This is a genomic window from Streptomyces sp. SID14436 (genome assembly GCF_010548465.1).
Lineage (GTDB): Bacteria > Actinomycetota > Actinomycetes > Streptomycetales > Streptomycetaceae > Streptomyces.
The window spans coordinates 1-22,154 of record NZ_JAAGMD010000481.1; the positions used below are offsets into that span (position 1 = coordinate 1).

The following is a 22,154-nucleotide window of genomic DNA, read 5'->3' on the forward strand; positions in this document are numbered from 1 at the left end:
GGCAGCGGGCTGCGCCGTGACCGCGCTCGCCTTCACCCTCCACCCCGGCACCCCCGCCCAGGCCCACCGGCCCCCCGCCGCGGGTTCCGGTTCCGGGTCCCCGGCCCCCGCCCCCGTCGCCACCGCCTCGGCGAGCCCGGCGACCCCGGCGCCGCTCCCCGACGGCGAGGACGTCTCCGGCGGCGAGGACGTCTCCGGCGGCGAGGACGTCCTCGACCTGAGCCGTCACACCCTCACCGTCGACCACCGCACCATGCGCGTCGACCCCCCGTCGGACGACGCCGCGCTCCCCGCCGGGAGCGAACTGACCGTGGCCGCCAAGCACGCGGTCAAGGAACTCCCGGCCGACGCGCTGATCAAGGGCGGCTACGACATCAAGGTCCCCTACGTGGTGGAACTCCGGGCCACCGACCGCACCGCCGTCTACGTCGGCGCCCGCGCCTTCGACGCGAAGACCAGCGCCACCCTCGGCGGGAGGCTGGGCTGGACGGCCCTGAGCCCCACCGACGCGAAGTGGTTCTACGCGCACATCAGGGTCGGCGACCGCATCGACGTGACCTGACGAGGCTCGGCGGGACGCCCCGGACGCCCCGGACGCCCCGGACGCCCCGGACGCCCCGGACGCCCCGGACGTCCGGCGCACGGGCCACCCACGACGAGGCGGCCCGCCACCGTCGACGGACCGCCCCTGCCCCCGTGCCCCGTGCCCGGAGCCGGCCGGCCCCGCCCCCCCCGTCAGACCGTGAGATCTGTCAGACCTACTCGATCTGCCGGCCCTGCCGGCCCCGTCGGCCCTGACCGGGCCGGCATCGCTGTCAGCCCCACACGCTCGTGTAGTTGTACTGACGGTGGTAACGCGGCGTCCACAGGCTGGGGTAGGGCTCCTTGATGTTCCCGCACGCCCCCAGCTGGATCGCGCTGCGCCGCCCGGTGTCCATCAGGCACTTGCCGCTGGACGCCTCGACGATCTCCCAGTGGTCGTTGCCCCGGTCCACCCAGCGGAAGTACTGGCCCGGCCCCTGGCAGTGACCGATCACGATCGGGGTGCCGTCCGCCTGCGAGGCGTTCTGGGCGCCCAGGCAGTACTTGCCGTAGACGCCGATGAAGAACATGCCGGGCGTCGGCGACTGCATGAAGTAGAACCGCTGGTGGAGCCTGCCCTTGCAGTCGAAGCGCTGGACGACCGCCCCCGGGTTCTGGGACTCGCCGCGCACGTCCATGCACTGCCACGAGTACGAGGCCCGCATCTCGTAGATCGCGGCGTTGTTGATCCAGCTCGTGTAGCGGATCGGCGGGTCGGCGGCCGTGGCCATGCCCGGGAGCAGCATGACCAGCAAAGACGCCAGAACCGCGAGGATCCCCCCGCGGCGCACACTTCGAGCCACTGCGCTTCCTCCTTTGCCTGAATTCCGAGCGGTGGGGCGCACCGGTGCCGTGATCTGATGGCTTGTCGTGTTCAGCACCGGAACGCCCTGAAAGCTAATGCGTCCGGTCATCCGGCTGTACCGCCTGTTCAGGGGGGTTGTGTGGGCGGGGAGAACGTGCCGTGAGCGCGGGGTCGGGACTCCAGCGATCCCAGTCGTTCATGATCCTGGCGACCGGCCTGTACCGGGCCAGCCACCTGGTGGTCGGCGTCCTCGCGGTGGCCCAGCACCAACGGCACAGCCCGTTGTCCTGGGCGGGCGTCACCGTGGCCCTGACGGTGAGCGCCCTGCTCTTCGGCACCGCCCGCTCCCACGGCTGGTTCACCGCCTGGCCCGCCTTGGCGGACCTCGTACTCGTCGGCTGCGTCCTGCCGTTCGTCGTGTACGCGGGCGGCGCGCACCGGCCCGCCGAGGTCGCCTGGGCGATGCTCCTCGGCGGCTCGGCCAGCGCGGCGTCGGCGGTCGCGCTGCCCCGGCTGCCCGCTGTGGCCGGCGCGGTGGCCGCCCTCCTCGCGACGCACGCGGCCGGCTACTGGCTGACCGACGCGGACGTCGCCGTCGTCGTCGCCCACCTCAACGCGATCGTCGCCTCGGCCGTCATGGCCCGCTTCTTCTGGTGGTACCTGCGCCGGCAGGGCAGCAGGCTCGACGCCGCCACCGCCCAGGCCGTCGCCGCCGAGGCGGCACGGGCACGCTACGCCGAACGCATCGCCCACCACCGGGCGTTGCACGACACGGTCCTCGCCACCCTCACCGCCATCGCCTCCGGCCGCGCCGACCCCGCCGCACCCCCGGTACGCGAACGCTGCGCCCGGGAGGCCGCCTACCTCCGCCGCCTGATACAGCAGCAGACCGACGAGGAAGCCGCCACCTGCCGCCCGCGGGGAACGACCGCGGACGGCCCCGCGGCCTCGCCCGCGACGGCCGCCGTCGAACGGGCGGTCCACTCGGCGGAATGCCTGGGCCTGCGCGTCACCGCCCAGTACCACGGCCTGGAAGCGCTCACCGGCCTGCCCGCCGACGTCGCGACGGCCCTCGGCGCCGCCCTCACCGAGGCCCTCAACAACGTCCTGCGCCACGCCGGCACCGGACGCGCCTACGTGACCGTCACCGGCTCCCCGGACGGCACCGCCCGGGTGACGGCGGTCGACCGCGGCGTCGGCTTCGACCCGGCCACCGTCACCAAGGGCCTGGGCCTGCGCTCCTCGGTCGCCGCCCGGATGCGCGAGGTGGGCGGCAGCGCCGACATCGACAGCGCCCCCGGCGAGGGCACCCGCATCGAACTGCGCTGGCCGGCATGACGGGCACCACCATCACCGTGGGCGCGGTGGACGACGACCGGATGCTGCTCGACGGCCTGCGGCTCTGGCTGGCCGACGTCCCTGGCATCCACCTGGCGGCGACGGCCCCCACGGTCGGCGAACTCCTCACCTCGGCACCGGTACCGGCACGGACGCCGGCACCGGCACGGACACCGGCACCGGCACGGACACCGGCACCGGCCACGCCCGCCGGACCGCCGTGCCTGGACGTCGTCCTGCTGGACCTGCTCCTGCGCGACGGGTCCAGCCCGTCCGACAACATCCGCCGCCTGCGGGCGGCCGGACCCCGCGTCCTGGTCATCAGTACGGTGGCCGACCGCGGCAGGATCGTCGCCGCGATGGCCGCCGGAGCGGACGGCTACCTCACCAAGGACCACGACCTCCCCACCCTGGTGACCGCCCTCACCGACATCGCCGCGGGCGGCACCGCCCACTGCCCCGAACTCGCCTTCGCCTGGGCCCACGACGACACCCCGGCCCGGCCCGCGCTCTCCCCGAAGGAACGCCAGGTGCTGGTCGAGTACGCCTCCGGCCTCACCCTCAAGGCCACGGCCCGCCGCCTCGGCATCAGCCCGCACACGGCCAAGTACTACCTGGACCGGGTCAAGGACAAGTACCAGCAGGCGGGCCGGCCCACCTACACCAAGACCGACCTGGCGTGCCGCGTGCGCGAGGACGGCTGGGCCCCCGACTGAACCCGCTCCGTCCGCGAGGCGAACGGCCGGCCAAAGCCGACCGGCCGGATATGCGTCCGTACGCCCGCCGCGCGGCCACCGCCAACGCGGTCGGGCAGTGAGCGCCGGGGGGCTTGCGCCGAGTTCCTCGGATCACTGGCCAACGCGGTCGGGCAGTGACCGGCCCGGAGGCTCGCGCCGAGTTCCTCGGACCACCCGCCAACGCGGTCGGGCAGTGACCGGCCGGGGGACCCGCGCCGAGCTCCCCGGACCACCCGCCAACCCGCCAACCCGCCAACTCGCCAGATCTCTCGGGGCGTGTGCTGCTCTACCGGCCGCCCCACGGTACCGGCGCCCCGGCCCTCGCCCGCGCGTGGCCGCGCACCCGCACCGGGTGCGGTGGCGCCCCCGTCGTGACCAGCACCAGTTCGCCGCCGTCGTGGGGCGCCCCGAACAGCACGGCCTCCCGCAGCCGGGGCTCGACGGCACGCGGATCGGCGACAACGCTCTCCCCGGGGCCGGCCACCCGCACGGCGAACACCCGGTCGCAGACCAGCACCGGGTCACTGCCCGCCACATCGTCCGCGGCGTACACCCGGACGAGGCCGTCCTCCCCGAGCCGTTCGAGCACCCGCAACGCCGGTACCGGCGCGCGCCGCAGGGCCACCGCCCGCCGACGCGCCAGCAGTCCCGAGCCCAGCAGCGAGAGCCCGGGCAGCCCGGCGACCAGGACCAGCAGTTGCCAGTCGAAGGCGTCGTAGGGCTCGGCCACCAGCCGCCGCCACGTCCCGTCCTCCAGCACCGTCACGGTGCCGCCGACGGGGTAGTGCTCCGGGAAGAGCGCGTCGACGGTGACCGTCCGCGTACCGTCGAGACGCACCCGCAGCGACAGGTCGTGCCGCGCGACCACCTCGGCCTCCACGGCGACGGCCGCGTCGGCGCGCCGCTCGTCCGCCCGGATGCCGCCGAGGCCCATCCCCACCGCCCAGACGGCCAGGCCGCACAGCGTCGCCCCGACCGCGATCAGGACCGTGCCCCGCCGCAACGGCATCACGGACGCCGGCAGCGGATGCCGTGCCTCTCCCGCCGCCCGCAGGGCCAGCTCCCGCTGCCGACGCCGGGCCGCCACCCGCTCCCGGGCACCGGCCCAGCACAGCCCGACGGCCGCGATCACCCCGAGGTTCGCCACCGCCGACGCGGCGTCCGCGCCCGGCACTTCCGTCAGCCCGACCGAGACGGCCAGCAGCGGCGCGGCGACCAGCACCAGATCCGATCCCCGGGCCGTCCAGTACACGAGCCCCACGGCCAGCCCCAGTTGTGCCATGCCGCCCCAGTCCGGCCCGCACGGCACCGCCTCACTGCACACCGGCACCGGCTCCACGGCGAAGGCCCACACCAGGGAGGCCAGCACCGCCAGCACCGCCCACAACGGCCGCGCCCACCCGGCGGGCCGCGCCCGCACCCACTCCCACGCATCCCCGGACGACCAGCCGACCGCACCCGCGGGAACCGAAGCCGACGGTATCGGCACAGGACTCTCGATCACGCTTGGAGTATGGCGCAGGCGGGAGGCGGCAGCCCGGGTTTTCCCTGCCGGTTACCGGGCCGAGGTGATCAGCGGCAACCGCCGGGCGGGCAACCGCCTCGAAACCCGTTTCAGGGACGGCCGCGGTGGCCCTACTGTGGCGCGGTGACGACTCAGGTGATCGTGCTCAACGGCGGTTCCAGCTCGGGGAAGTCCGGCATCGCCCGGTGTCTGCAGGCGGTCCTGCCGAGACCGTGGCTGACCCTCGGGACCGACACGCTGGTCGACGCGATGCCTGCCTCCCTGCAGACGTCGGACGGGGGCATCGAGTTCGCGCCGGACGGCGAGGTCGTCGTCGGTCCGCAGTTCCGGACGCTGGAAGCGGCATGGATCGAGGGGGTCGCCGCGATGGCCCGCGCCGGCGCCCGGGTCGTCGTCGACGAGGTCTTCCTCGGCGGAACGGCGTCGCAGCAGCGGTGGCAGAACGCCCTGCGCGGCCTGGAGGTGCTGTGGGTCGGCGTCCGGTGCGACAGGGCCGTGGCCGCGGGCCGCGAGGTCGCACGGGGTGACCGCACCCTCGGGATGGCCGCTTCCCAGGCGGACGTGGTCCACCGGGGCGTGGTCTACGACCTGGAGGTGGACACCACCCGTACCGAGGCGATGGAGTGCGCGCGGGCCATCGCCGCACGGGTCGGGTGATCGACGGGGCCCGGCCGCAGGTCCGACCGTGTGACAGCGCCACGGTGCCCGCCGTGCCCCCGGGGATCACTGCGGCGCCGGGGCCGTCCGCCCCAACACCTCTGTCAACGCCCCCCGGACGTTCCGGTACCGCTGCTCCGTCTCGTCCGCGTCCGCGGGCACGTGGCCGACGCCCGGTTCGGTGACCAGCATCCAGGGCAGCCCGCGGCGCGTGGCCTCGTCGGTGATGTGCCTGCTGTGCTGCCACTGCGTCACCTCGTCCTCGCTGCCGTGGACGAGGACGACACGTTGCCCCGGGCCCGTCCCGGCCAGGTGCGCGGGGTCGAAGACCCGCTGGGCCGGAGTCGCCGTCGCCGCGAGTTCGAAGCGGGCCGCGAACCAGTCCCGGTAGAAGGGATCGGCGGCCGCCGCCCGCTCCGCGTGCCCGCGGATGTCGATGAGCGGGGCGGCGGCCACCGCACCGGCGAGGTCGTGCCGCAGCACACAGCCCAGCAGGGCGAGCGCGCCGCCGAAACTCCCCCCGAGCAGGGCGACACGGCCCGGCTCCACACCCCACCCCGCGGCGGCCTCGGCACACGCCTCCACGTCCTCCCGGAACGCGGACGTCCACGCCTTCCAGGCGCGCCGGGTGTGCAGGGGACCGTGGCCGGCGGAACCGCAGTAGTCGACGCCCAGCACGGCGATCCCCGCGTCCAGCAGATCGCGGTACAGGCCGTCCCAGCGGAGTTCGTCGCGTTCCAGGGACTCCGGGCCGCCGTGCAACGACACGACGACGGCCGTCGGCGGCCGCCGCTCCGGCAGGTACCGCAGCATCGGCGTCCGGCCGCAGCGGACGGACGACAGCGTGGCCCGCCCGCCGTACCGGGGCACGTCACCCGGCGAGCGGTGCAGCGTCGCCGCCCCGTCGTGGCCCAGCCACAGCCAGCCGGAGCCGCCCAGTGTCGACACCTGGTACATCCCGATACCGCGCGGCCCGGCCGTCCGGATGCGCAGCCGCCCGGTGCCGTGCGACGCGAGGGGGACGCTCGTGCCGGTGTGCGGGGACCACAGGTGCGGGACGTCCGAGCCGTCGGCGGTGGCCACGACGAGGATCCGCCCACTGCCGTCCCGTACGAAGCGTGCGTCGTCGATGTGTCCGGCAGGTACCGTGAGCGCCACCGAGGACCCGTCCGCCAGGTCCCACAGCACCGGGCGGCCCTCGCTGTCCGGGGGCGTCTCGACCAGCAGCGCGCGCCCCCGCAGGCCGTCCGCCCACCGCGCCACGACCGGCTCCGGGGCGGCCCCGGACAGCGGACGCTCCAGGTGCAGCCGGGGGTCCCACGGACCGCGGTCCTCGCGGACGACGGCGGCGTCGCTGCGCAGGTCCCAGTGGACCAACTGCCCGGCCATGGACGGCTGGTGGGTCCGCACCGCCCGGCCGGGACCGACCGCGTGGAACGCGACGCCGCCGTCCTCGTCCCGCACCGTGAACACCAGACACGCCGTGCCCGCCTCGTCCACGCCCTGCACGACGTCCGTCAGGGTCCGCCCACCCCGGCCCGTCGGCGGCAACGCCGTCCGCCACCGCTCGCTCCCGCCGTCCAGGCCGTGCTCGACCACGACGACCTCCGTGCCGTCGGCGTCCAGGTGCACCGCGGCGAACACCTCGCGTTCCTCGACGTACAGGACCGCGTCACCGTCGAGCCCGACCCGGGCGCCGCCCGGCACCCGCCGTGCGTCCGCGGGCGCGCCGATGTGCAGCCTGCCGTCGTCGCCGACCGCGCCCAGAACGGGGCCGCCGTCCCACGACAGGAGGAACCGCTCACGCTCACGGAAGAAGGTCCGGCACAGGTGGTGCTCGGGAAGCACGGCATCAGCGAGCCGCATGCGCACTCCGCCTTTCCGTATCGGGGCCCGAGCCGGCCTCGGCCAGTCCGCGCAGACGGCCGTAGAACGCCGGCACGAGCAGGGCGTTGGCCAGGGTGAGGCCGGTGGCGATCAGGACCGTGTGGGAGCTGCCGAGCTGGTGGTACAGCCACCCGCCGATCGCCCCGCCCAGCGAGTCCCCAGCCAGAAAGGCGCTCTGCACGAGTCCGAAGAACACCCCGGCGAGCGCACCGGGAAAGGCGTTCAGCTGCAGCAGCTCCTGGGACACCGTGGCCCCGAGCAGGAAGGCGCCCCGCACGGCCAGCGCGCAGGCAGCCAGCCACGGGCTCACCGACAGGGCCAGCAGAAGCGTCGCCGCGGCACAGCAACTCTCGGACACGAGGAAGACCGCCAGGGGCGACCGCGCGCGCAGGAACTTCCCCGCGACCGCCGCCGCGATCAGCCGCACGACGCTGGCCACGGCGAGCACGACACCCACCAGAGCCACCGGCACCCCGCGTTCGGCCAGCAGCAACGGCAGATACGGGCTGAGGATGCTGACGTAAAACCCCATCAGCAGACCGAGCCCCACGATGCCCAGCGCCAGCCCCCGGTACTGCCGGAACACGGTGCGGAACCCGGCCTCGCCGCCACCGTCCGCCCCCGGACCGCCGGCGACGTCACGGGAGCGGCTCGGCGGGACGAGGAGCAGCCCCGACAGGACACACCCCGCGGCGAGCAGCAGCACGGTGACGTACCCGGGATCACCGGCACCCACGAACGCGGCGAGCGCCCCGGCCGTGCCCATACCCAGCGCCGTCCCCGCCTGGGTCATGAACTCCCGGCGCGACACGAGCCCCACTCGCTGGTCCTCGGTCGTGTTGTGCAGGGTCCAGGTGCGCAGGCCGATGAACACCGACGAGGCCCCGACCCCGGCCACCAGCCCGGACGCGACCGCGACGAGCGCACTGTCGTGGACGATCCGCAGCGCCATCCCGGCCGCGTACAGGGCGGTACCCGCGACGAGCACCGCCCTCGGCCCCCACCGGTCCGCGAGCCGGCCGATGAACACCGACGTCGTGCCCGCGAGCGCCATCGCGGTGTACGAGAGACCGAAGTTGACGAGATGGTCGTGCCGGTCGAAGTACAGCGGGTGCACCGTCTTCGACAGCCACATGCCCGCGAAGAACACGAAGGTGTACGCCACGACGCGACGAGCGCCCGGCACGGGCAGACCGCGCCCGGCAGGCGTGGCAGGGGACGGAATCATGGGCTCTTTCTCGGCTCTGGACAAGGACTTCCTCGCTCGGGGGACGCTCACGTCATGGCTGCCGCCACCTGGTCGAGATTGGCGCGGGCCGCCGGATCGTCCGGAGTGAGCGCGAGGACCTCCTCCAACGCCGCGTGGGCGGCGGGCAGATCACCCAGCTGGGCATGCTGCTCGGCCGCCAGCGTCAGGAACCTGCCCGCCTGCTCACCCGGCAGCCGGCCCGTGTCCACGCTCCGCGCCAGCCGCAGGGCCTCCGCCGATTCCCCAACCTCCGCCAGGAGATACGCGTAGTCGTACAACGCCTCGACATCCGACGGATCACAGGCATGCGCCGTGCGGTAGGCATCCAGCGCCTCCGCCGTCCTGCCGAGCTGCAAATAGGTGAAGCCCAGCAGGGAATGCACTTCCTGAATACTCGGCCCGAGATCCCTGGCCTCCCGCAGCGCGGCCAGCGCCGCGGAGAACTGATCCTTGCTCAAATGACAATGCGCGAGTTCCATATGATACTCGGGCATCTTCCCGTCAAGACCGAGCAGTTCACGATAGGTCTCGATCGCGGAATCAATTCTGCCGTTGCGGCGATAACACTGGGCCAGGTTGTAGATGAGCACCGTCTGATGCATCCGGTGCAACGCCGTCCCATTCCGCAACTGCTCGATCCCCGAGGTCAGATGCTCGATCGCGGCGTCGACCCGCCCCCGCCTGAATTCCACGAGCGCGTACCCGTTCCGGTTGAACACCCGGTGGAAGGTGAGGTCCCGTTCGTCGTCCTCGCCGACCCGGCCGAGCGTCGCGTACCCGTGCTCCAGGTACTCGGCGGTCCGGTCGAGCGAGCGCAGGTGCGGCGGATGGTGGCGGGCGTACAGCATCGACAGCGCGTAGTCCGCGCCGGCCACACCCACCGGGTCGGGGTCCCGGCGCCACCGCAGGTAGCAGAACTCCGCCTCCAGCGTCCGGTCCTGCATCGTGTATGCCAGACCGAGCCGCCCCCACACGGCCGGCACGTCGTGGTACGGCTGGATGCCCCGCAGGATCCGCTCGGCCGTCCAGCTGTCCCCGACGCTCAGATACTCCACCGCCTGCTCGTACAGGTACTCCAGATCCCGCTTCGCCAACGTCGCGACCTGCACGAACAACCGGTCGACGGTCTCCTCACGGACGTTCTTCACCGGCTGCGCGGTCACCGCGGCATCCCCGGCGCCCACCCGGAACCGCACCTCGACGTCCTGCCCCGGCAGGCCCGCCAACGTCTCCAGGAACAGCCGGCTGCCCTCGTCGAGCCACTCGGCCCGCACCACCTCGACGACACAGGGCCCCACGGCGGACAGCCACGCCCGGCCCACGTCACGGAAGTTGCGCGTCAGACGGTCCTTGAGGAAGAACCGGATCCGCTCCTGGGCCTGCGCGGCATCCGTGAGACTCGCCTCGCGGTCGATACCGGAACACGCGGGATCGTCCGGGGAGATCAACTTCAGCCCGATCAGGGCCTCCCGAGGCCACGAGGACCGGTCGGCCTCCTCGATGAGCGCCTTGACCGGCGAGAAACTCACGACCCCACGATCTGCTGACACCACGACATGACGCACCCTGAGCCCCGTTCCCGCGTTTCCGTAGCCGTCCATTTCACCGCGCGCCGTCCGCGCCCACACTGACTACGTGTGTCCACGCCGATTACCTGTGCGCGTACTGAGTACTGAGTACTGCGTACTGCGTACTGCGTGTTGTGTGCCGCCTGCTGCGTGCCGCGTGGGGGCGGGGCGCCCCGCCCCCACGCCTGCGCAACGCGTCGGATCAGACCGGCGCGTTGTACATCACCGAAAAGGTCACCTTCTTGGCAGCGGGAGCGGCCTTGATGAGCTTCATCGCATTCTCCTTCCCGTTTCCCCCGGACGGGCTGCCCAGGTGGAACGAGCGTCATCCACCGCCCATTCGGCGAACAAGGCCTTTCCATCCGGCAGGAATTGTGGCGTGCATCACGCCCATGCTCGGTTTATCCCTAGCCGACACACTTCGGCCATCCTCCGAACCATCGGAAACCCTTTCCGGCTCCGGGCCGTCCCACCCCGCTGACCGGGAATGCCTCCGAGGACCCCCGCATCCGGCCGGGACAGCCACACGTCACATTCCAGCCCCATAGCCCAACCAAGTCGGCCAACCCGTTTTCTGTTCCCCTGGCTTCGGCGCCTCACAAAAAGAGGGTGCCCTCCCCGATGAGCGGCGATCACACAGCGAGACGCTGATCACCGCCACCCGACCGCTGATCAAAACGAACCAAAGGGTACGGACCCCGGACGCCGGATCCCGGCCCCCGAAAGTCACTCGCCCCCACGCCCCGCACGCGCCACAATCCGACCCCGTGACGACGCCCCAGCAGTCCCTGTTCCCGTCCCTGGCCCAGTCCTTGGTCCGAGCCGCCGCCCGCAACAACGCCGAGTGGTGCGCGGTGATGAGCGGGGCACACGGCGTGCCGAGCAGCTTCGGCGCCCAGAGCTGGGCGGCCCCCACCCGCACACCGCCCTACTATCCCGACGCGGTGACCCTGGTACCGGACGCCGACCCCACCGAGCTCCTGAACCGCATCGACTGCACCGCCCCCGGCGCCACCATCAAGGACAGCTTCGCCGACCTCGACCTGACGGGCGCCGGCTTCCACATCCTGTTCGAGGCCCAGTGGATCCACCGCCCGGCGAGCGCGCCTGCCGTGGCATCGGACGTCCCCTGGAGCGTGGTCGACACCGCGCCCGCCCTGCACACCTGGGCACAGGCCTGGGACAACGCCCAGGGAAACGCCGACCTCTTCCACCCCGAGCTGCTGAACGACCCGGCCACCACTGTGCTGGCCGGACACGCGACCGACGGCACCGTGATCGCCGGCGCGGTGGCCAGCCGCAGCGACCACGTCGTCGGCATCTCCAACGTCTTCGCCCGCAACGACGACCTCGACACCGCCTGGCCCATGATCCTGAACGCGGCCCAAACCCTCTTCCCCGGCCACCCCCTGGTCGGCTACGAACTCACCACCGACCTGGAAGCCGCCCTCCACCACGGCTTCGAACCGATCGGGGCGCTGCGGATCTGGCTGTGCGGATAGGTTCGGCGTGATGCCGCGCAGTGGTATGGGCCTCGTGCCAGTCGATGACGTGTGAATCGGAGTGGGCGAGGCGTCCTCGCCAAGGTGCCCGTCCAACTACCGACGCCATCGACCTCGCGGGTGCGGATCTGCGGCTGCTCGAAACGGCCGGGGGTGTCGCCGGGAACTGCTGCTCAGTGCATCGACGGGGGCAGGAGGCGCCCACAGCGGTTGGCTCCGCGCCGGGACCCGCCGACCGCATCGACGCCACACCACCCTAACCGTGTCACGTTCGGCACCACCGCGATCTTCCCTTCCCGCCCCAACTCCGTGAATGAAGTGCTATATCCGATGTACGGCACACAGGTGTGGTCGGGACCACACCACCTCGAGGTCTCCGAGGGGTGCTTGGTATCGCACGGGAGAACGCACTTGATAGCACTCGGTTCCAACCTGACCCTGAAGCACGCTCGCAGTTACGTGCCGAAGCAGGGCTCCACGACATCGGGCGTACAGGACGTGGGGTTCGCCACTGAATGGCACCTGGAGGCCGCAGGGCGCCCGCGGCTCACCATTCATGACACTCGGTGGGACGGTGGTGAGAGGGACGTAGTCCTCCAGCAGGTGCCGCTGTTGCCAGAGATGCCCGCCGCACTGGCCAACCTGCACGGCCGGCACAGGGCCGGAATAGTGGAGGTTTCCGCGGAGCGCCGACGGATCACCGCCTTTCTTTCTCTGCCCCAGCCAGACGGGAGGCCTAGGCAGAAGCGGGCCCTGACCACGGCGCAGCTGGCGGACGGCTGTGGACGGCGCTTGCTCTGCGAATTGGTTGCTCGCCCCGGCGTGTCACTCACGCCGTCCTTCGACCCGGCCGACCCACAAAACATCGAGCGCTTCCAGCATTCGGTGGTCTTCGAGGACGAGGACCGGGAGACACCTGTAATCGCCTACGTACTCACCCGGCTCATGCCGACGCTGCGGCACGCTGACTGGGGCGGCGACGAATGACGGGCCAATTGAACTTGCGCCACCGTGCGAGGTTTCCCGGGCAGCGCTACCCGAGGTTGAACGTGTCCTCGCGTGCCCCCCTCGGTCGAGCAACGGCCCATCACAGCGCGGCGCTCTGAGGCTTCCGGAGGACGGACGGCAGGACGTCGCCAACCGGCGTATCGAAGACCTGCCGCGCGAGTACGAGTAGGCCCCCCGCCCACCTCCGAGGCCCCTGGTGTCGCGTCCAGGGGCCTCGGAGGTGGTCTGCGTCTCAGCTCGTCGGGTAGCCGGTCTCCGCAATGTCCTCCGAGAGATCCGCCAGGACGATTTCCGAGTTCAACGTGTGGACCACTTCTTCGGTCAGCGGGTGGGAAGAGAAGACGTGACGAACGGCCTCCAGATCGACCGGGATCTCGTAGTAGTCCTCGGCCCATCGGTGAAACGCTTCCGGGGTGCGATCCACCAACAGCTGGAAGAGATATCCGGCACCGTCCGGATCCTCTGTTGCCGCATCGGGAAAAGCGATCGTTCCCGACTTCCAGCGGTCGTCGGCTGGCTCTCGCCACGTACAGGCAGTGACAAGGGGCATTCCGTCCTCATCAGAGAACGCCGGCTCCTCGACGCACGTCCGGAAGGCCTCAGGGACCTCGTCGAGCACTCCGGGCCATGGCCCGTCCTCTGCATAGGGGCTCATGGGCGATTCGTGATCGAATCCCCGCACGTAGGCGCCGGCGGCTGAGAAAACGATCGAGTACTCGTCGCCCGACCCGCTCCGCATTGAGGCCATCGACTCCGTCTCGGACCAGTGGTCGTCGAAGGAGTGGCGACGGCTCTCCCACTCAGGGCTCAGAACTGCCTCCAGGGCGGCCATGGAACGGCAGTGTTCACGGAGGATGGCTATCTCGGGCAGGTGCCGAGCAACGTCATGAACGGTCACCCGCTCATCCAAGCGCACGCATCCGACACATCCGGTTGATGCCCGGCGGGTCACTGTCGCATCGAACCTAAGGTCCCGGACGGCGTGACTCACTTGGGACAACACTCCAAGATCCGTCCACGCCTCGTCCACAGACCCCGACATACGGCCGCTCCGGGCGGCACACGCCTGCACATACGCGAAGACCCCGCTCTCAGCATTTCCGCTGGTGACGGGGTCTTTGGGCACCTAATCGATGGTGCCCCCGGCAGGATTCGAACCTGCGCACACGGCTCCGGAGGCCGTTGCTCTATCCCCTGAGCTACGGGGGCGTGTCGGGCGCGGTGATCGCGGCGACGGGTAGAACACTACCAGTTCCGGTGGGGTGGTCATGAACCCCTTTTGGTGAGTCGGCCGAGGTCCCGCCGAGGCCCGGGCGGTGTCTCCGGTCAGCTCCGTGAGTGGCGGGTAGCCCGTGCGGGGTGGAAGTGGGGAAAAGCCGGACGCGGTGGTCGGTCCGGACCTACTCTCGAGTTGTGTCAGGGGCGTCTGGCCGGGTTCTTGTTGTCGACGACAACAAGGTCATCCGGCAGCTGATCAGGGTCAATCTCGAGCTGGAGGGCATCGAGGTCGTGACCGCGGCCGATGGTGCCGAGTGTCTCGAAGTCGTTCATCAGGTGCGGCCCGACGCCGTCACCCTTGATGTGGTCATGCCGCGGCTGGACGGGATCCGGACCGCTGCGCGGCTGCGGTCGGATCCACGTACCCGCGATCTGCCGCTCGCCATCGTCAGTGCCTGCAATCCGCACGAGGTCGAGAGCGGGCTCGAGGTCGGGGTCGACGCCTTTCTCGCCAAGCCCTTCGAGCCTGCCGAACTCGTCGACATCGTGAGGCAGTTGGTCGAGCGGGGGCAGCGCGGTGGCCCGCGGCCGGGAGGCCCCGGTGTGGATCGGCTCGGGCGGGTTCCCGGTGGCGCCGACGGATCCCAGCGGGCTGCCGATCACGCGGGAGGCTGACGGCGGACCTCCAGGGGGTGAGGGAACCCCCCAGTCGCCTCCCCTCGCTCGTCCGCCCGGTTGTCCACCTCGCCCGTCCATCCCGTTGTCCACATCGCGGGACCACCGCAAACCGGTTCGCCTACCCACCCCCCTCCTCGCCTACGCTGGTCCCGTGACCCCCGTCGAGCTCTCCCGCACCGTGCTGCGCGCGGTGCGTTGTGCTGTCGAGGAGGGGGAGCTGGACGTGGCCGTGCCCGAGCGGGTCGTGGTCGCGCCGCCGGGTGGCGGGGGGTGCGGGGACTACGCCACCGGTGTCGCCCTCCAGCTCGCCCGGCCCGCCGGTGAGACCCCGCAGCGGGTGGCCGGCATCCTGCGCGCGCATCTGCTCCGGCAGCGCGGGATCGGCGAGGTCGTCGTCACCGGGCCCGGGTTCCTCAACATCAGCTTGCGCGGCTCGGCTGCCGTCGGCCTCGTCGCGGAGATCCTGGCGGCCGGCGCGCGGTACGGGGAGAGCGACGTCCTCGGTGGGCGGGTCGTCCCGCTGGTCGTTCCCCGGGAAGTGCGGGCCGTCGTCCACGCCGACGTGCTCCGTCGCATCCTCCGGTCGCAAGGCGCCGACGCCCACATCTACGCCGACAGCCCCGGCGACATCCGCGCCCACGTCCACACCCACGTCCACACCCACGTCCACACCCACGTCCACGCCCGCACGGACCTCCCCCTCCCCTCGTCCTGGCACACGGTGCTCGGCGTCCCCGACAGCCTCCCCGCGCTCCCCGCCCCCGACGGTGACGTAGCGGCACCCCGTGTACCCCTCGCCCCCGTCCCCGTGGCCGCCCCCGATGCTCTGCTGGGTCTCGGGCGGGACGCCGCCCGGTGGGCGTCGGTGTATCCCGCTGCGCATGATCGGGTCGTCGTCTCCGGTGAGCATCTGGTGCAGCGGGAGAGCAATCCCCTCTTCCGGGTGCGGTACGCCCACGCCCGGGTCCGTGCGGTGGCCCGCAACGCGGCCGACCTGGGGTTCCAGGGCGAGCCGGGCGAAACGTCGTCCGGGCGTGCCCTGCTCGCGCTCCTCGGCGACCATCCCCGGGTCCTCGCCGCCGCTGCCGCCCAGCGTGCGCCCGACCGGGTGGCCCGGCAGCTCGTCGGGGTCGCGGATGCCGTGCTTCCGCTGTTGCCGGACGTGCTGCCGCTCGGGGAGGAGAAACCCTCGGCCGCCCACCGTGCCCGGCTCGCGCTTGCCGAAGCGGCCGGGGCGGTGCTGGCCGGCGGCCTGGACCTGCTCGGCATCGACGCACCCGACCACCTCTGAGAGAGCACGCGAAGAATGAGCCGTTCCGCACACCCCGCCGGGCCCCGCTACGCCGATGTCCTTCCCGAGGGGCACTACTCCGCACCGCCCGCCGATCTGAACGCCCTGGACCCGAAGGTGTGGGCCGAGACCGTCAACCGGGACGAGGACGGGGTCGTCACCGTGGGCGGGATCCCCGTGACCCGGCTGGCCGAGGAGTTCGGCACGCCCGCCTACATCCTCGACGAGACCGACTTCCGGTCCCGGGCGCGGGCCTGGCGCACCGCGTTCGGGAGCGAGGCCGACGTGTTCTACGCCGGCAAGGCGTTCCTGTCCCGGGCCGTGGTGCGGTGGCTGCACGAGGAGGGGCTGAACCTCGACGTGTGCTCGGGCGGGGAGCTGGCCACGGCCCTGTCGGCCGGGATGCCCGCCGAGCGGATCGCCTTCCACGGCAACAACAAGTCGCCCGAGGAGATCCGCCGTGCCGTCGAGGCCGGGGTGGGGCGGATCGTCCTCGACTCGTTCCAGGAGATCGTGCGGGTCGCGCACATCGCGCAGTCGCTGGGCAGGCGGCAGCGGGTGCAGATCCGGATCACGGTCGGCGTCGAGGCGCACACGCACGAGTTCATCGCCACGGCCCACGAGGACCAGAAGTTCGGCATCCCGCTCGCGGGCGGGCAGGCCGCCGAGGCGGTGCGGCGGGCGTTGCAGCTGGACGGGCTGGAGCTGATCGGGATCCACTCGCACATCGGGTCGCAGATCTTCGACATGTCGGGGTTCGAGGTCGCCGCGCACCGGGTCGTCGGGCTGCTGAAGGACGTCCGTGACGAGCACGGGGTGGAGCTGCCCGAGATCGACCTCGGGGGCGGGCTCGGGATCGCGTACACCAGCGACGACGACCCGCGGGAGCCGCACGAGATCGCCAAGGCGCTGACCGAGATCGTCACCCGGGAGTGCGAGTCCGCACGGCTGGCCACGCCGCGCATCTCGGTGGAGCCGGGGCGGGCCATCGCCGGGCCGACCGCGTTCACGCTGTACGAGGTGGGCACGACGAAGCCGCTGGAGGGGCTGCGCACGTACGTCTCCGTCGACGGGGGGATGTCGGACAACATCCGGACCGCCCTGTACGACGCGGACTACAGCGTCGCCCTGGTCTCCCGCACCTCCGACGCCGAGCCGATGCTGTGCCGCGTCGTCGGCAAGCACTGCGAGAGCGGTGACATCGTGGTGCGGGACGCGTTCCTGCCGGCGGACCTGGCTCCGGGGGACCTGATCGCCGTGCCGGCGACGGGGGCGTACTGCCGGTCGATGGCCAGCAACTACAACCACGTGCTGCGTCCGCCGGTGGTCGCCGTGCGTGGTGGCGAGGCGCGGGTGATCGTGCGCCGGGAGACGGAGGAGGACCTGCTCCGGCTGGACGTCGGCTAGCCGGCGGGCGGCGCGGCGGAAGATCTCCGGTTTCCCCGCCCGCCAAAATGAAATAGATGTCTCACGATCCGGACATAGGGCAGAAACATCCGTCCGGTGAGTGAGACTGGTGCAACCGAGACGGTATTCAGGAAACGAGGTCGGATGATGCGTACGCGTCCGCTGAAGGTGGCGCTGCTGGGCTGTGGAGTGGTCGGCTCAGAGGTGGCGCGCATCATGACGACGCACGCCGACGACCTCGCCGCCCGCATCGGCGCCCCGGTGGAACTGGCCGGCGTCGCCGTGCGCCGCCCGGACCGGGTGCGCGAGGGCATCCCGGCCGAGCTCATCACCACCGACGCCACCGCCCTGGTCAAACGCGGCGACCTGGACGTGGTCGTCGAGGTCATCGGCGGGATCGAGCCCGCCCGGTCGCTGATCGCCACCGCCTTCGAGCACGGCGCGTCCGTGGTCTCCGCGAACAAGGCGCTGCTCGCCCAGGACGGCGCGGCCCTGCACGCGGCGGCCGAGGAGCACGGCAAGGACCTCTACTACGAGGCCGCCGTCGCCGGCGCGATCCCGCTGATCCGCCCGCTGCGCGAGTCGCTCGCCGGGGACAAGGTGAACCGGGTGCTGGGCATCGTCAACGGCACCACCAACTTCATCCTCGACAAGATGGACACCACCGGCGCCGGCTACCAGGAGGCCCTCGACGAGGCCACCGCGCTCGGCTACGCCGAGGCCGATCCGACCGCCGACGTGGAGGGCTTCGACGCGGCCGCCAAGGCCGCCATCCTCGCCGGGATCGCCTTCCACACCCGCGTGCGCCTGGACGACGTGTACCGCGAGGGCATGACCGAGGTGACCGCCGCGGACTTCGCCTCCGCCAAGGAGATGGGCTGCACCATCAAGCTGCTCGCCATCTGCGAGCGGGCGGCGGACGGCGCCTCGGTCACGGCCCGCGTGCACCCGGCGATGATCCCGCTGACGCATCCGCTGGCCTCGGTGCGCGGCGCGTACAACGCGGTGTTCGTGGAGTCGGACGCCGCCGGGCAGCTGATGTTCTACGGTCCCGGCGCGGGTGGCGCGCCGACCGCGTCGGCCGTGCTCGGCGACCTGGTCGCGGTGTGCCGCAACCGGCTCAACGGGGCCACGGGACCGGGGGAGTCCGCGTACGCGGCGCTGCCCGTCTCGCCGATGGGCGAGGTGGTCACGCGGTACCACATCAGTCTGGACGTGGCGGACAAACCGGGTGTTCTCGCCCAGGTCGCCACCGTGTTCGCGGAGCACGGTGTCTCGATCGACACGGTTCGCCAGCAGGGCAAGGACGGGGAGGCATCCCTCGTCGTCGTCACCCACCGCGCGTCCGACGCGGCCCTCGTCGGGACGGTCGAGGCGCTCCGCAATCTCGACACCGTGCGCGGTGTCGCCAGCATCATGCGGGTTGAAGGAGAGTAGGCAGCAATGACCCACCAGTGGCGCGGAATCATCGAGGAGTACCGGGACCGGCTGCCGGTATCCGACAGCACGCCGGTCGTGACGCTCCGTGAGGGCGGTACGCCGCTCGTGCCCGCGCAGGTGATCTCCGAGCGCACCGGCTGCGAGGTCCATCTCAAGGTCGAGGGCGCCAACCCCACCGGGTCCTTCAAGGACCGCGGCATGACGATGGCCATCTCCCGGGCCAAGGAGGAGGGTGCGAAGGCCGTCATCTGCGCCTCCACCGGCAACACCTCCGCCTCGGCCGCCGCGTACGCGGTGCGCGCCGGGATGGTGTCGGCGGTGCTCGTGCCGCAGGGCAAGATCGCGCTCGGCAAGATGGGCCAGGCGCTGGTGCACGGCGCGAAGATCCTCCAGGTCGACGGGAACTTCGACGACTGCCTCACGCTGGCCCGCGGCCTGAGCGACAACTACCCCGTCGCGCTGGTCAATTCGGTCAACCCGGTGCGTATCGAGGGCCAGAAGACCGCCGCGTTCGAGATCGTCGACATGCTGGGCGACGCCCCGGACATCCACGTCCTGCCGGTGGGCAACGCGGGCAACATCACCGCCTACTGGAGGGGGTACCGCGAGTACGCCGCCGACGGCGTCTCGACCCGCACCCCGCGCATGTGGGGCTTCCAGGCGTCCGGCAGCGCGCCGATCGTGCGCGGCGAGGTCGTCAAGGACCCCTCGACCATCGCCACCGCCATCCGCATCGGCAACCCGGCCTCCTGGCAGTTCGCCCTCGACGCGCGCGACGAGTCCGGCGGACTCATCGAGGAGGTGACGGACCGTGAGATCCTGCGCGCCTACCGGCTGTTGGCCTCGCAGGAGGGTGTATTCGTCGAGCCCGCCTCCGCCGCGTCGGTGGCCGGTCTGCTGAAGGCCGCCGAGCAGGGCAAGGTCGACCCGGGGCAGCGCATCGTGTGCACGGTCACCGGCAACGGTCTGAAGGACCCGGACTGGGCCGTCGCGGGAGCCCCGCAGCCGGTCACCGTCCCGGTCGACGCCGCGACCGCGGCCGAGCGGCTGGGCCTGGTCTGACCCGCCCGGCCGGTGACCCCGGGTCACCGGCCGGCGTCCGGCCGCCCCCGTCGGCGGCCGCGCCGACCGCCCCCGCGCCGGGCGGTTGCCGCTCGCGCACCGGGCGGCTTCCGTGCCCGTACACAGGCGTAAAGGGGCGCCCACCTGGGAAAGTTCCGGGCAGGGTGGCACAGGGGGCTTACGACACGCATCGTGCGCCTCCCGTGCGCCCTATGTCGACACAGAACCTTCCTTCGATAGGCTGTACTGAACCCGCCCGCCGCATATGCCGCGGTACAGCGTCGTCCCCATGGTCCGGACCGTGGCCCGGGGCGGCCCGGAAAGCGGCCGGCCAGCCCGGTCGGCGGCGTCCCCCCATCGGATTTCCGTTCGTCATCGAATGTCATTCGACAGACACGCAGCTCAAGGAGAGTCATCGAGCGATGGCCGGTCCCGCCTTCCGCGCTGCCGCCGTCCGGGTGCGCGTTCCCGCCACCAGCGCCAACCTCGGCCCGGGCTTCGACGCCCTCGGCCTCGCGCTGGGCCTCTACGACGACGTGGTCGTCCGGGTGGCCGACTCGGGACTGCACATCGACATCGCCGGTGAGGGCAGCGAGACCCTCCCGCGCGACGAGAGGCACCTGCTCGTACGCTCCCTGCGCACCGCCTTCGACCTGCTCGGCGGGCAGCCCCGCGGCCTCGAGATCGTGTGCGCCAACCGCATCCCGCACGGCCGCGGACTCGGCTCCTCCTCGGCCGCCATCTGCGCCGGGATCGTCGCCGCCCGCGCCGTGACCATAGGCGCCGACGCCAAACTGGACGACACCGCGCTGCTCGAACTCGCCACCGAGATCGAGGGCCACCCCGACAACGTCGCGGCCTGCCTGTTCGGCGGGTTCACCCTGTCCTGGATGGACTCCGGCGCCGCCCGCGCGATCCGCATGGAACCCGCAGCCTCCGTCGTCCCGGTGGTCTTCGTCCCCGGGAAGCCGGTCCTCACCGAAACCGCGCGCGGCCTGCTCCCGCGCACCGTCCCGCACGTCGACGCCGCCGCCAACGCCGGCCGTGCCGCCCTGCTCGTCGAGGCCCTGACCAGGCGCCCCGAGCTGCTGCTGCCGGCCACCGAGGACCGCCTGCACCAGGAGTACCGCGCCCCGGCCATGCCGGAGAGCGCCGCCCTGGTGGAACGCCTGCGCACGGACGGCGTACCGGCCGTCATCTCCGGCGCCGGTCCCACCGTCATGGCGCTGGCCGACGCGGAGACCGCCGACAAGGTCGAAGCCCTGGCCGGACCCGACTGGGCCGCCAACCGGCTCGACCTGGACCAGCACGGAGCGAGCGTGCTGCCGCTCGCCACCTGACACGGTTGCCGGATGAAGAGAGGGGGAATGTTTGTTGGATCCGGTAGTGTTAACCTCAAGTCTGCACCCGACCCCACCATGGCGAGGTGCCTCGTGTCCCCGTTCGGGACAGACATTCTTCCGGGAGCTCCCCAAGCCACACTGTGTTCTCTGCTACGTACGCGAGTAGTACGTCGTACGCGGACACCGAGGGCCCACCGGGCTCGATCCGGAACCGGTGCAACCACGCCACGTGTCACTCGGTGCCACGGCTCGAGGTAGCGCCATCACCAGAAATTTCTTCCGCCGCTGAGGCGGACCACCGCCCCGGCACGGTTCTCGAAGAAGAACCGAAGCCGGACAGCACAACCGGTCGCCGAGCCAGACAGGCCGACGTCCGCTCCAGGGAAGGACCCTTCGTGAGCGACACCACCGATCTGATGGGCGCACGTGTCGAGGAGACCGCTGCCGCGCCCGCCACGGACGCTTCCGCGCCTGCCACCGGTGCCGGCTCCCGGCGGCGCCGCGGTACCGGCCTCGAGGGCATGGTGCTGGCCGAGCTGCAGCAGGTCGCATCCGGCCTCGGCATCAGGGGCACCGCGCGCATGCGCAAGAGCCAGCTGATCGAGGTCATCAAGGAGGCGCAGGCCGCCGGAGGCGCCGCCCCGGCCGAGGCCGACGCGCCCGCCGAGACCAAGCCGAAGCGCCGCACCACCTCCCGTGCCCGTACGGACGACGCTGCGGAGAAGGACGCCGCCGCCCCGGCCGAGGCCCCCGCCGACCAGGCCGCGGCCGCCGCTCAGCAGCAGATCGACATCCCGGGCCAGCCCTCCCCGCAGGCCGACGCCCCCGCCGAGCAGGCCGCCGACGAGGCGCCCGCC

At 71.9% G+C, this 22,154-nt stretch carries 19 protein-coding genes and 1 tRNA gene; 13 read left to right on the plus strand and 7 right to left on the minus strand.

Features of this window, described 5'->3' with window-relative positions; all coding sequences use genetic code 11:
* Positions 1-562: hypothetical protein (locus G3I53_RS16580; RefSeq protein ID WP_203617169.1), on the plus strand; the 562-nt coding region annotated here is incomplete at its 5' end.
* 253 nt (positions 563-815) lie between these two features.
* Here G3I53_RS16580 and G3I53_RS16585 read toward each other — a convergent pair.
* Entirely contained in the window at positions 816-1,385 is a 570-nt protein-coding gene (locus tag G3I53_RS16585) for an RICIN domain-containing protein (protein WP_164339080.1), read from the minus strand.
* Positions 1,386-1,546: 161 nt separating this feature from the next.
* Between G3I53_RS16585 and G3I53_RS16590 the strand changes: the two genes are divergently transcribed.
* Together G3I53_RS16590 and G3I53_RS16595 are read left to right on the plus strand one after the other, a co-directional pair.
* On the plus strand, positions 1,547-2,725 hold the full coding sequence (locus G3I53_RS16590; protein WP_164438488.1) for an ATP-binding protein: 1,179 nt from the start codon (positions 1,547-1,549) through the stop codon (positions 2,723-2,725).
* On the plus strand, positions 2,722-3,441 hold the full coding sequence (locus G3I53_RS16595) for a response regulator transcription factor (RefSeq protein ID WP_164335394.1): 720 nt from the start codon (positions 2,722-2,724) through the stop codon (positions 3,439-3,441). Before G3I53_RS16590 ends, G3I53_RS16595 begins: the two co-directional genes overlap by 4 nt.
* Positions 3,442-3,748: 307 nt before the next feature.
* Here G3I53_RS16595 and G3I53_RS16600 read toward each other — a convergent pair whose 3' ends face one another.
* Complete coding sequence (locus G3I53_RS16600) at positions 3,749-4,966, minus strand: hypothetical protein (protein ID WP_343240632.1); 1,218 nt, start codon at positions 4,964-4,966, stop codon at positions 3,749-3,751.
* Between the two features lie 144 nt (positions 4,967-5,110).
* Between G3I53_RS16600 and cpt the strand changes: the two genes are divergently transcribed.
* Positions 5,111-5,644: a chloramphenicol phosphotransferase CPT gene (gene cpt / locus G3I53_RS16605; RefSeq protein WP_343239646.1), complete on the plus strand. Its 534-nt coding sequence runs from the start codon at positions 5,111-5,113 to the stop codon at positions 5,642-5,644.
* 66 nt (positions 5,645-5,710) lie between these two features.
* Here cpt and G3I53_RS16610 read toward each other — a convergent pair whose 3' ends face one another.
* The 3 genes from G3I53_RS16610 to G3I53_RS34570 form a co-directional block, all read right to left on the minus strand.
* Positions 5,711-7,510, minus strand: a complete 1,800-nt coding sequence (locus G3I53_RS16610) for a prolyl oligopeptidase family serine peptidase (RefSeq protein WP_164335392.1) — start codon at positions 7,508-7,510, stop codon at positions 5,711-5,713.
* A complete protein-coding gene (locus G3I53_RS16615; protein ID WP_164335390.1) occupies positions 7,497-8,696 on the minus strand; it encodes an MFS transporter in 1,200 nt (399 codons plus the stop codon). Before G3I53_RS16615 ends, G3I53_RS16610 begins: the two co-directional genes overlap by 14 nt.
* Positions 8,697-8,806: 110 nt before the next feature.
* A complete protein-coding gene (locus G3I53_RS34570; RefSeq protein WP_164438489.1) occupies positions 8,807-10,309 on the minus strand; it encodes a tetratricopeptide repeat protein in 1,503 nt (500 codons plus the stop codon).
* Between the two features lie 896 nt (positions 10,310-11,205).
* Here G3I53_RS34570 and G3I53_RS16625 point away from each other — a divergent pair.
* Together G3I53_RS16625 and G3I53_RS16630 are read left to right on the plus strand one after the other, a co-directional pair.
* The gene (locus G3I53_RS16625; RefSeq protein WP_239063942.1) at positions 11,206-11,850 is read left to right on the plus strand and encodes a hypothetical protein; all 645 of its coding nucleotides are present in this window, start codon (positions 11,206-11,208) and stop codon (positions 11,848-11,850) included.
* Between the two features lie 459 nt (positions 11,851-12,309).
* Positions 12,310-12,837, plus strand: coding sequence for a hypothetical protein (locus tag G3I53_RS16630; RefSeq protein WP_164438490.1), 528 nt, complete (start codon positions 12,310-12,312; stop codon positions 12,835-12,837).
* A gap of 253 nt (positions 12,838-13,090) precedes the next feature.
* On the opposite strand, the gene G3I53_RS16635 is transcribed toward G3I53_RS16630, so the two are convergent.
* Both G3I53_RS16635 and G3I53_RS16640 read right to left on the minus strand, forming a co-directional pair.
* Positions 13,091-13,756: a hypothetical protein gene (locus G3I53_RS16635; protein WP_164335396.1), complete on the minus strand. Its 666-nt coding sequence runs from the start codon at positions 13,754-13,756 to the stop codon at positions 13,091-13,093.
* Positions 13,757-13,992: 236 nt separating this feature from the next.
* A tRNA-Arg gene (locus G3I53_RS16640) sits at positions 13,993-14,067 on the minus strand.
* A gap of 150 nt (positions 14,068-14,217) precedes the next feature.
* On the opposite strand from G3I53_RS16640, the gene G3I53_RS16645 reads away from it, so the two are divergent.
* The 7 genes from G3I53_RS16645 to G3I53_RS16675 form a co-directional block, all read left to right on the plus strand.
* On the plus strand, positions 14,218-14,751 hold the full coding sequence (locus G3I53_RS16645) for a response regulator (protein ID WP_164335384.1): 534 nt from the start codon (positions 14,218-14,220) through the stop codon (positions 14,749-14,751).
* Between the two features lie 154 nt (positions 14,752-14,905).
* Entirely contained in the window at positions 14,906-16,045 is a 1,140-nt protein-coding gene (nrtL, locus tag G3I53_RS16650) for an ArgS-related anticodon-binding protein NrtL (RefSeq protein WP_164335382.1), read from the plus strand.
* Positions 16,046-16,060: 15 nt separating this feature from the next.
* Positions 16,061-17,452, plus strand: coding sequence for a diaminopimelate decarboxylase (gene lysA / locus G3I53_RS16655; protein ID WP_164335380.1), 1,392 nt, complete (start codon positions 16,061-16,063; stop codon positions 17,450-17,452).
* Between the two features lie 144 nt (positions 17,453-17,596).
* Positions 17,597-18,889, plus strand: coding sequence for a homoserine dehydrogenase (locus G3I53_RS16660; RefSeq protein WP_164335378.1), 1,293 nt, complete (start codon positions 17,597-17,599; stop codon positions 18,887-18,889).
* A gap of 6 nt (positions 18,890-18,895) precedes the next feature.
* Positions 18,896-19,954: a threonine synthase gene (gene thrC / locus G3I53_RS16665; protein WP_164335376.1), complete on the plus strand. Its 1,059-nt coding sequence runs from the start codon at positions 18,896-18,898 to the stop codon at positions 19,952-19,954.
* Positions 19,955-20,376: 422 nt separating this feature from the next.
* Positions 20,377-21,294 carry a homoserine kinase gene (thrB, locus tag G3I53_RS16670; protein ID WP_164334718.1) on the plus strand — a complete coding sequence of 306 codons (918 nt, stop codon included), beginning with the start codon at positions 20,377-20,379 and terminating at the stop codon, positions 21,292-21,294.
* Between the two features lie 398 nt (positions 21,295-21,692).
* A partial coding sequence (locus tag G3I53_RS16675) for a Rho termination factor N-terminal domain-containing protein (RefSeq protein ID WP_343240633.1) occupies positions 21,693-22,154 on the plus strand: 462 nt, incomplete at its 3' end.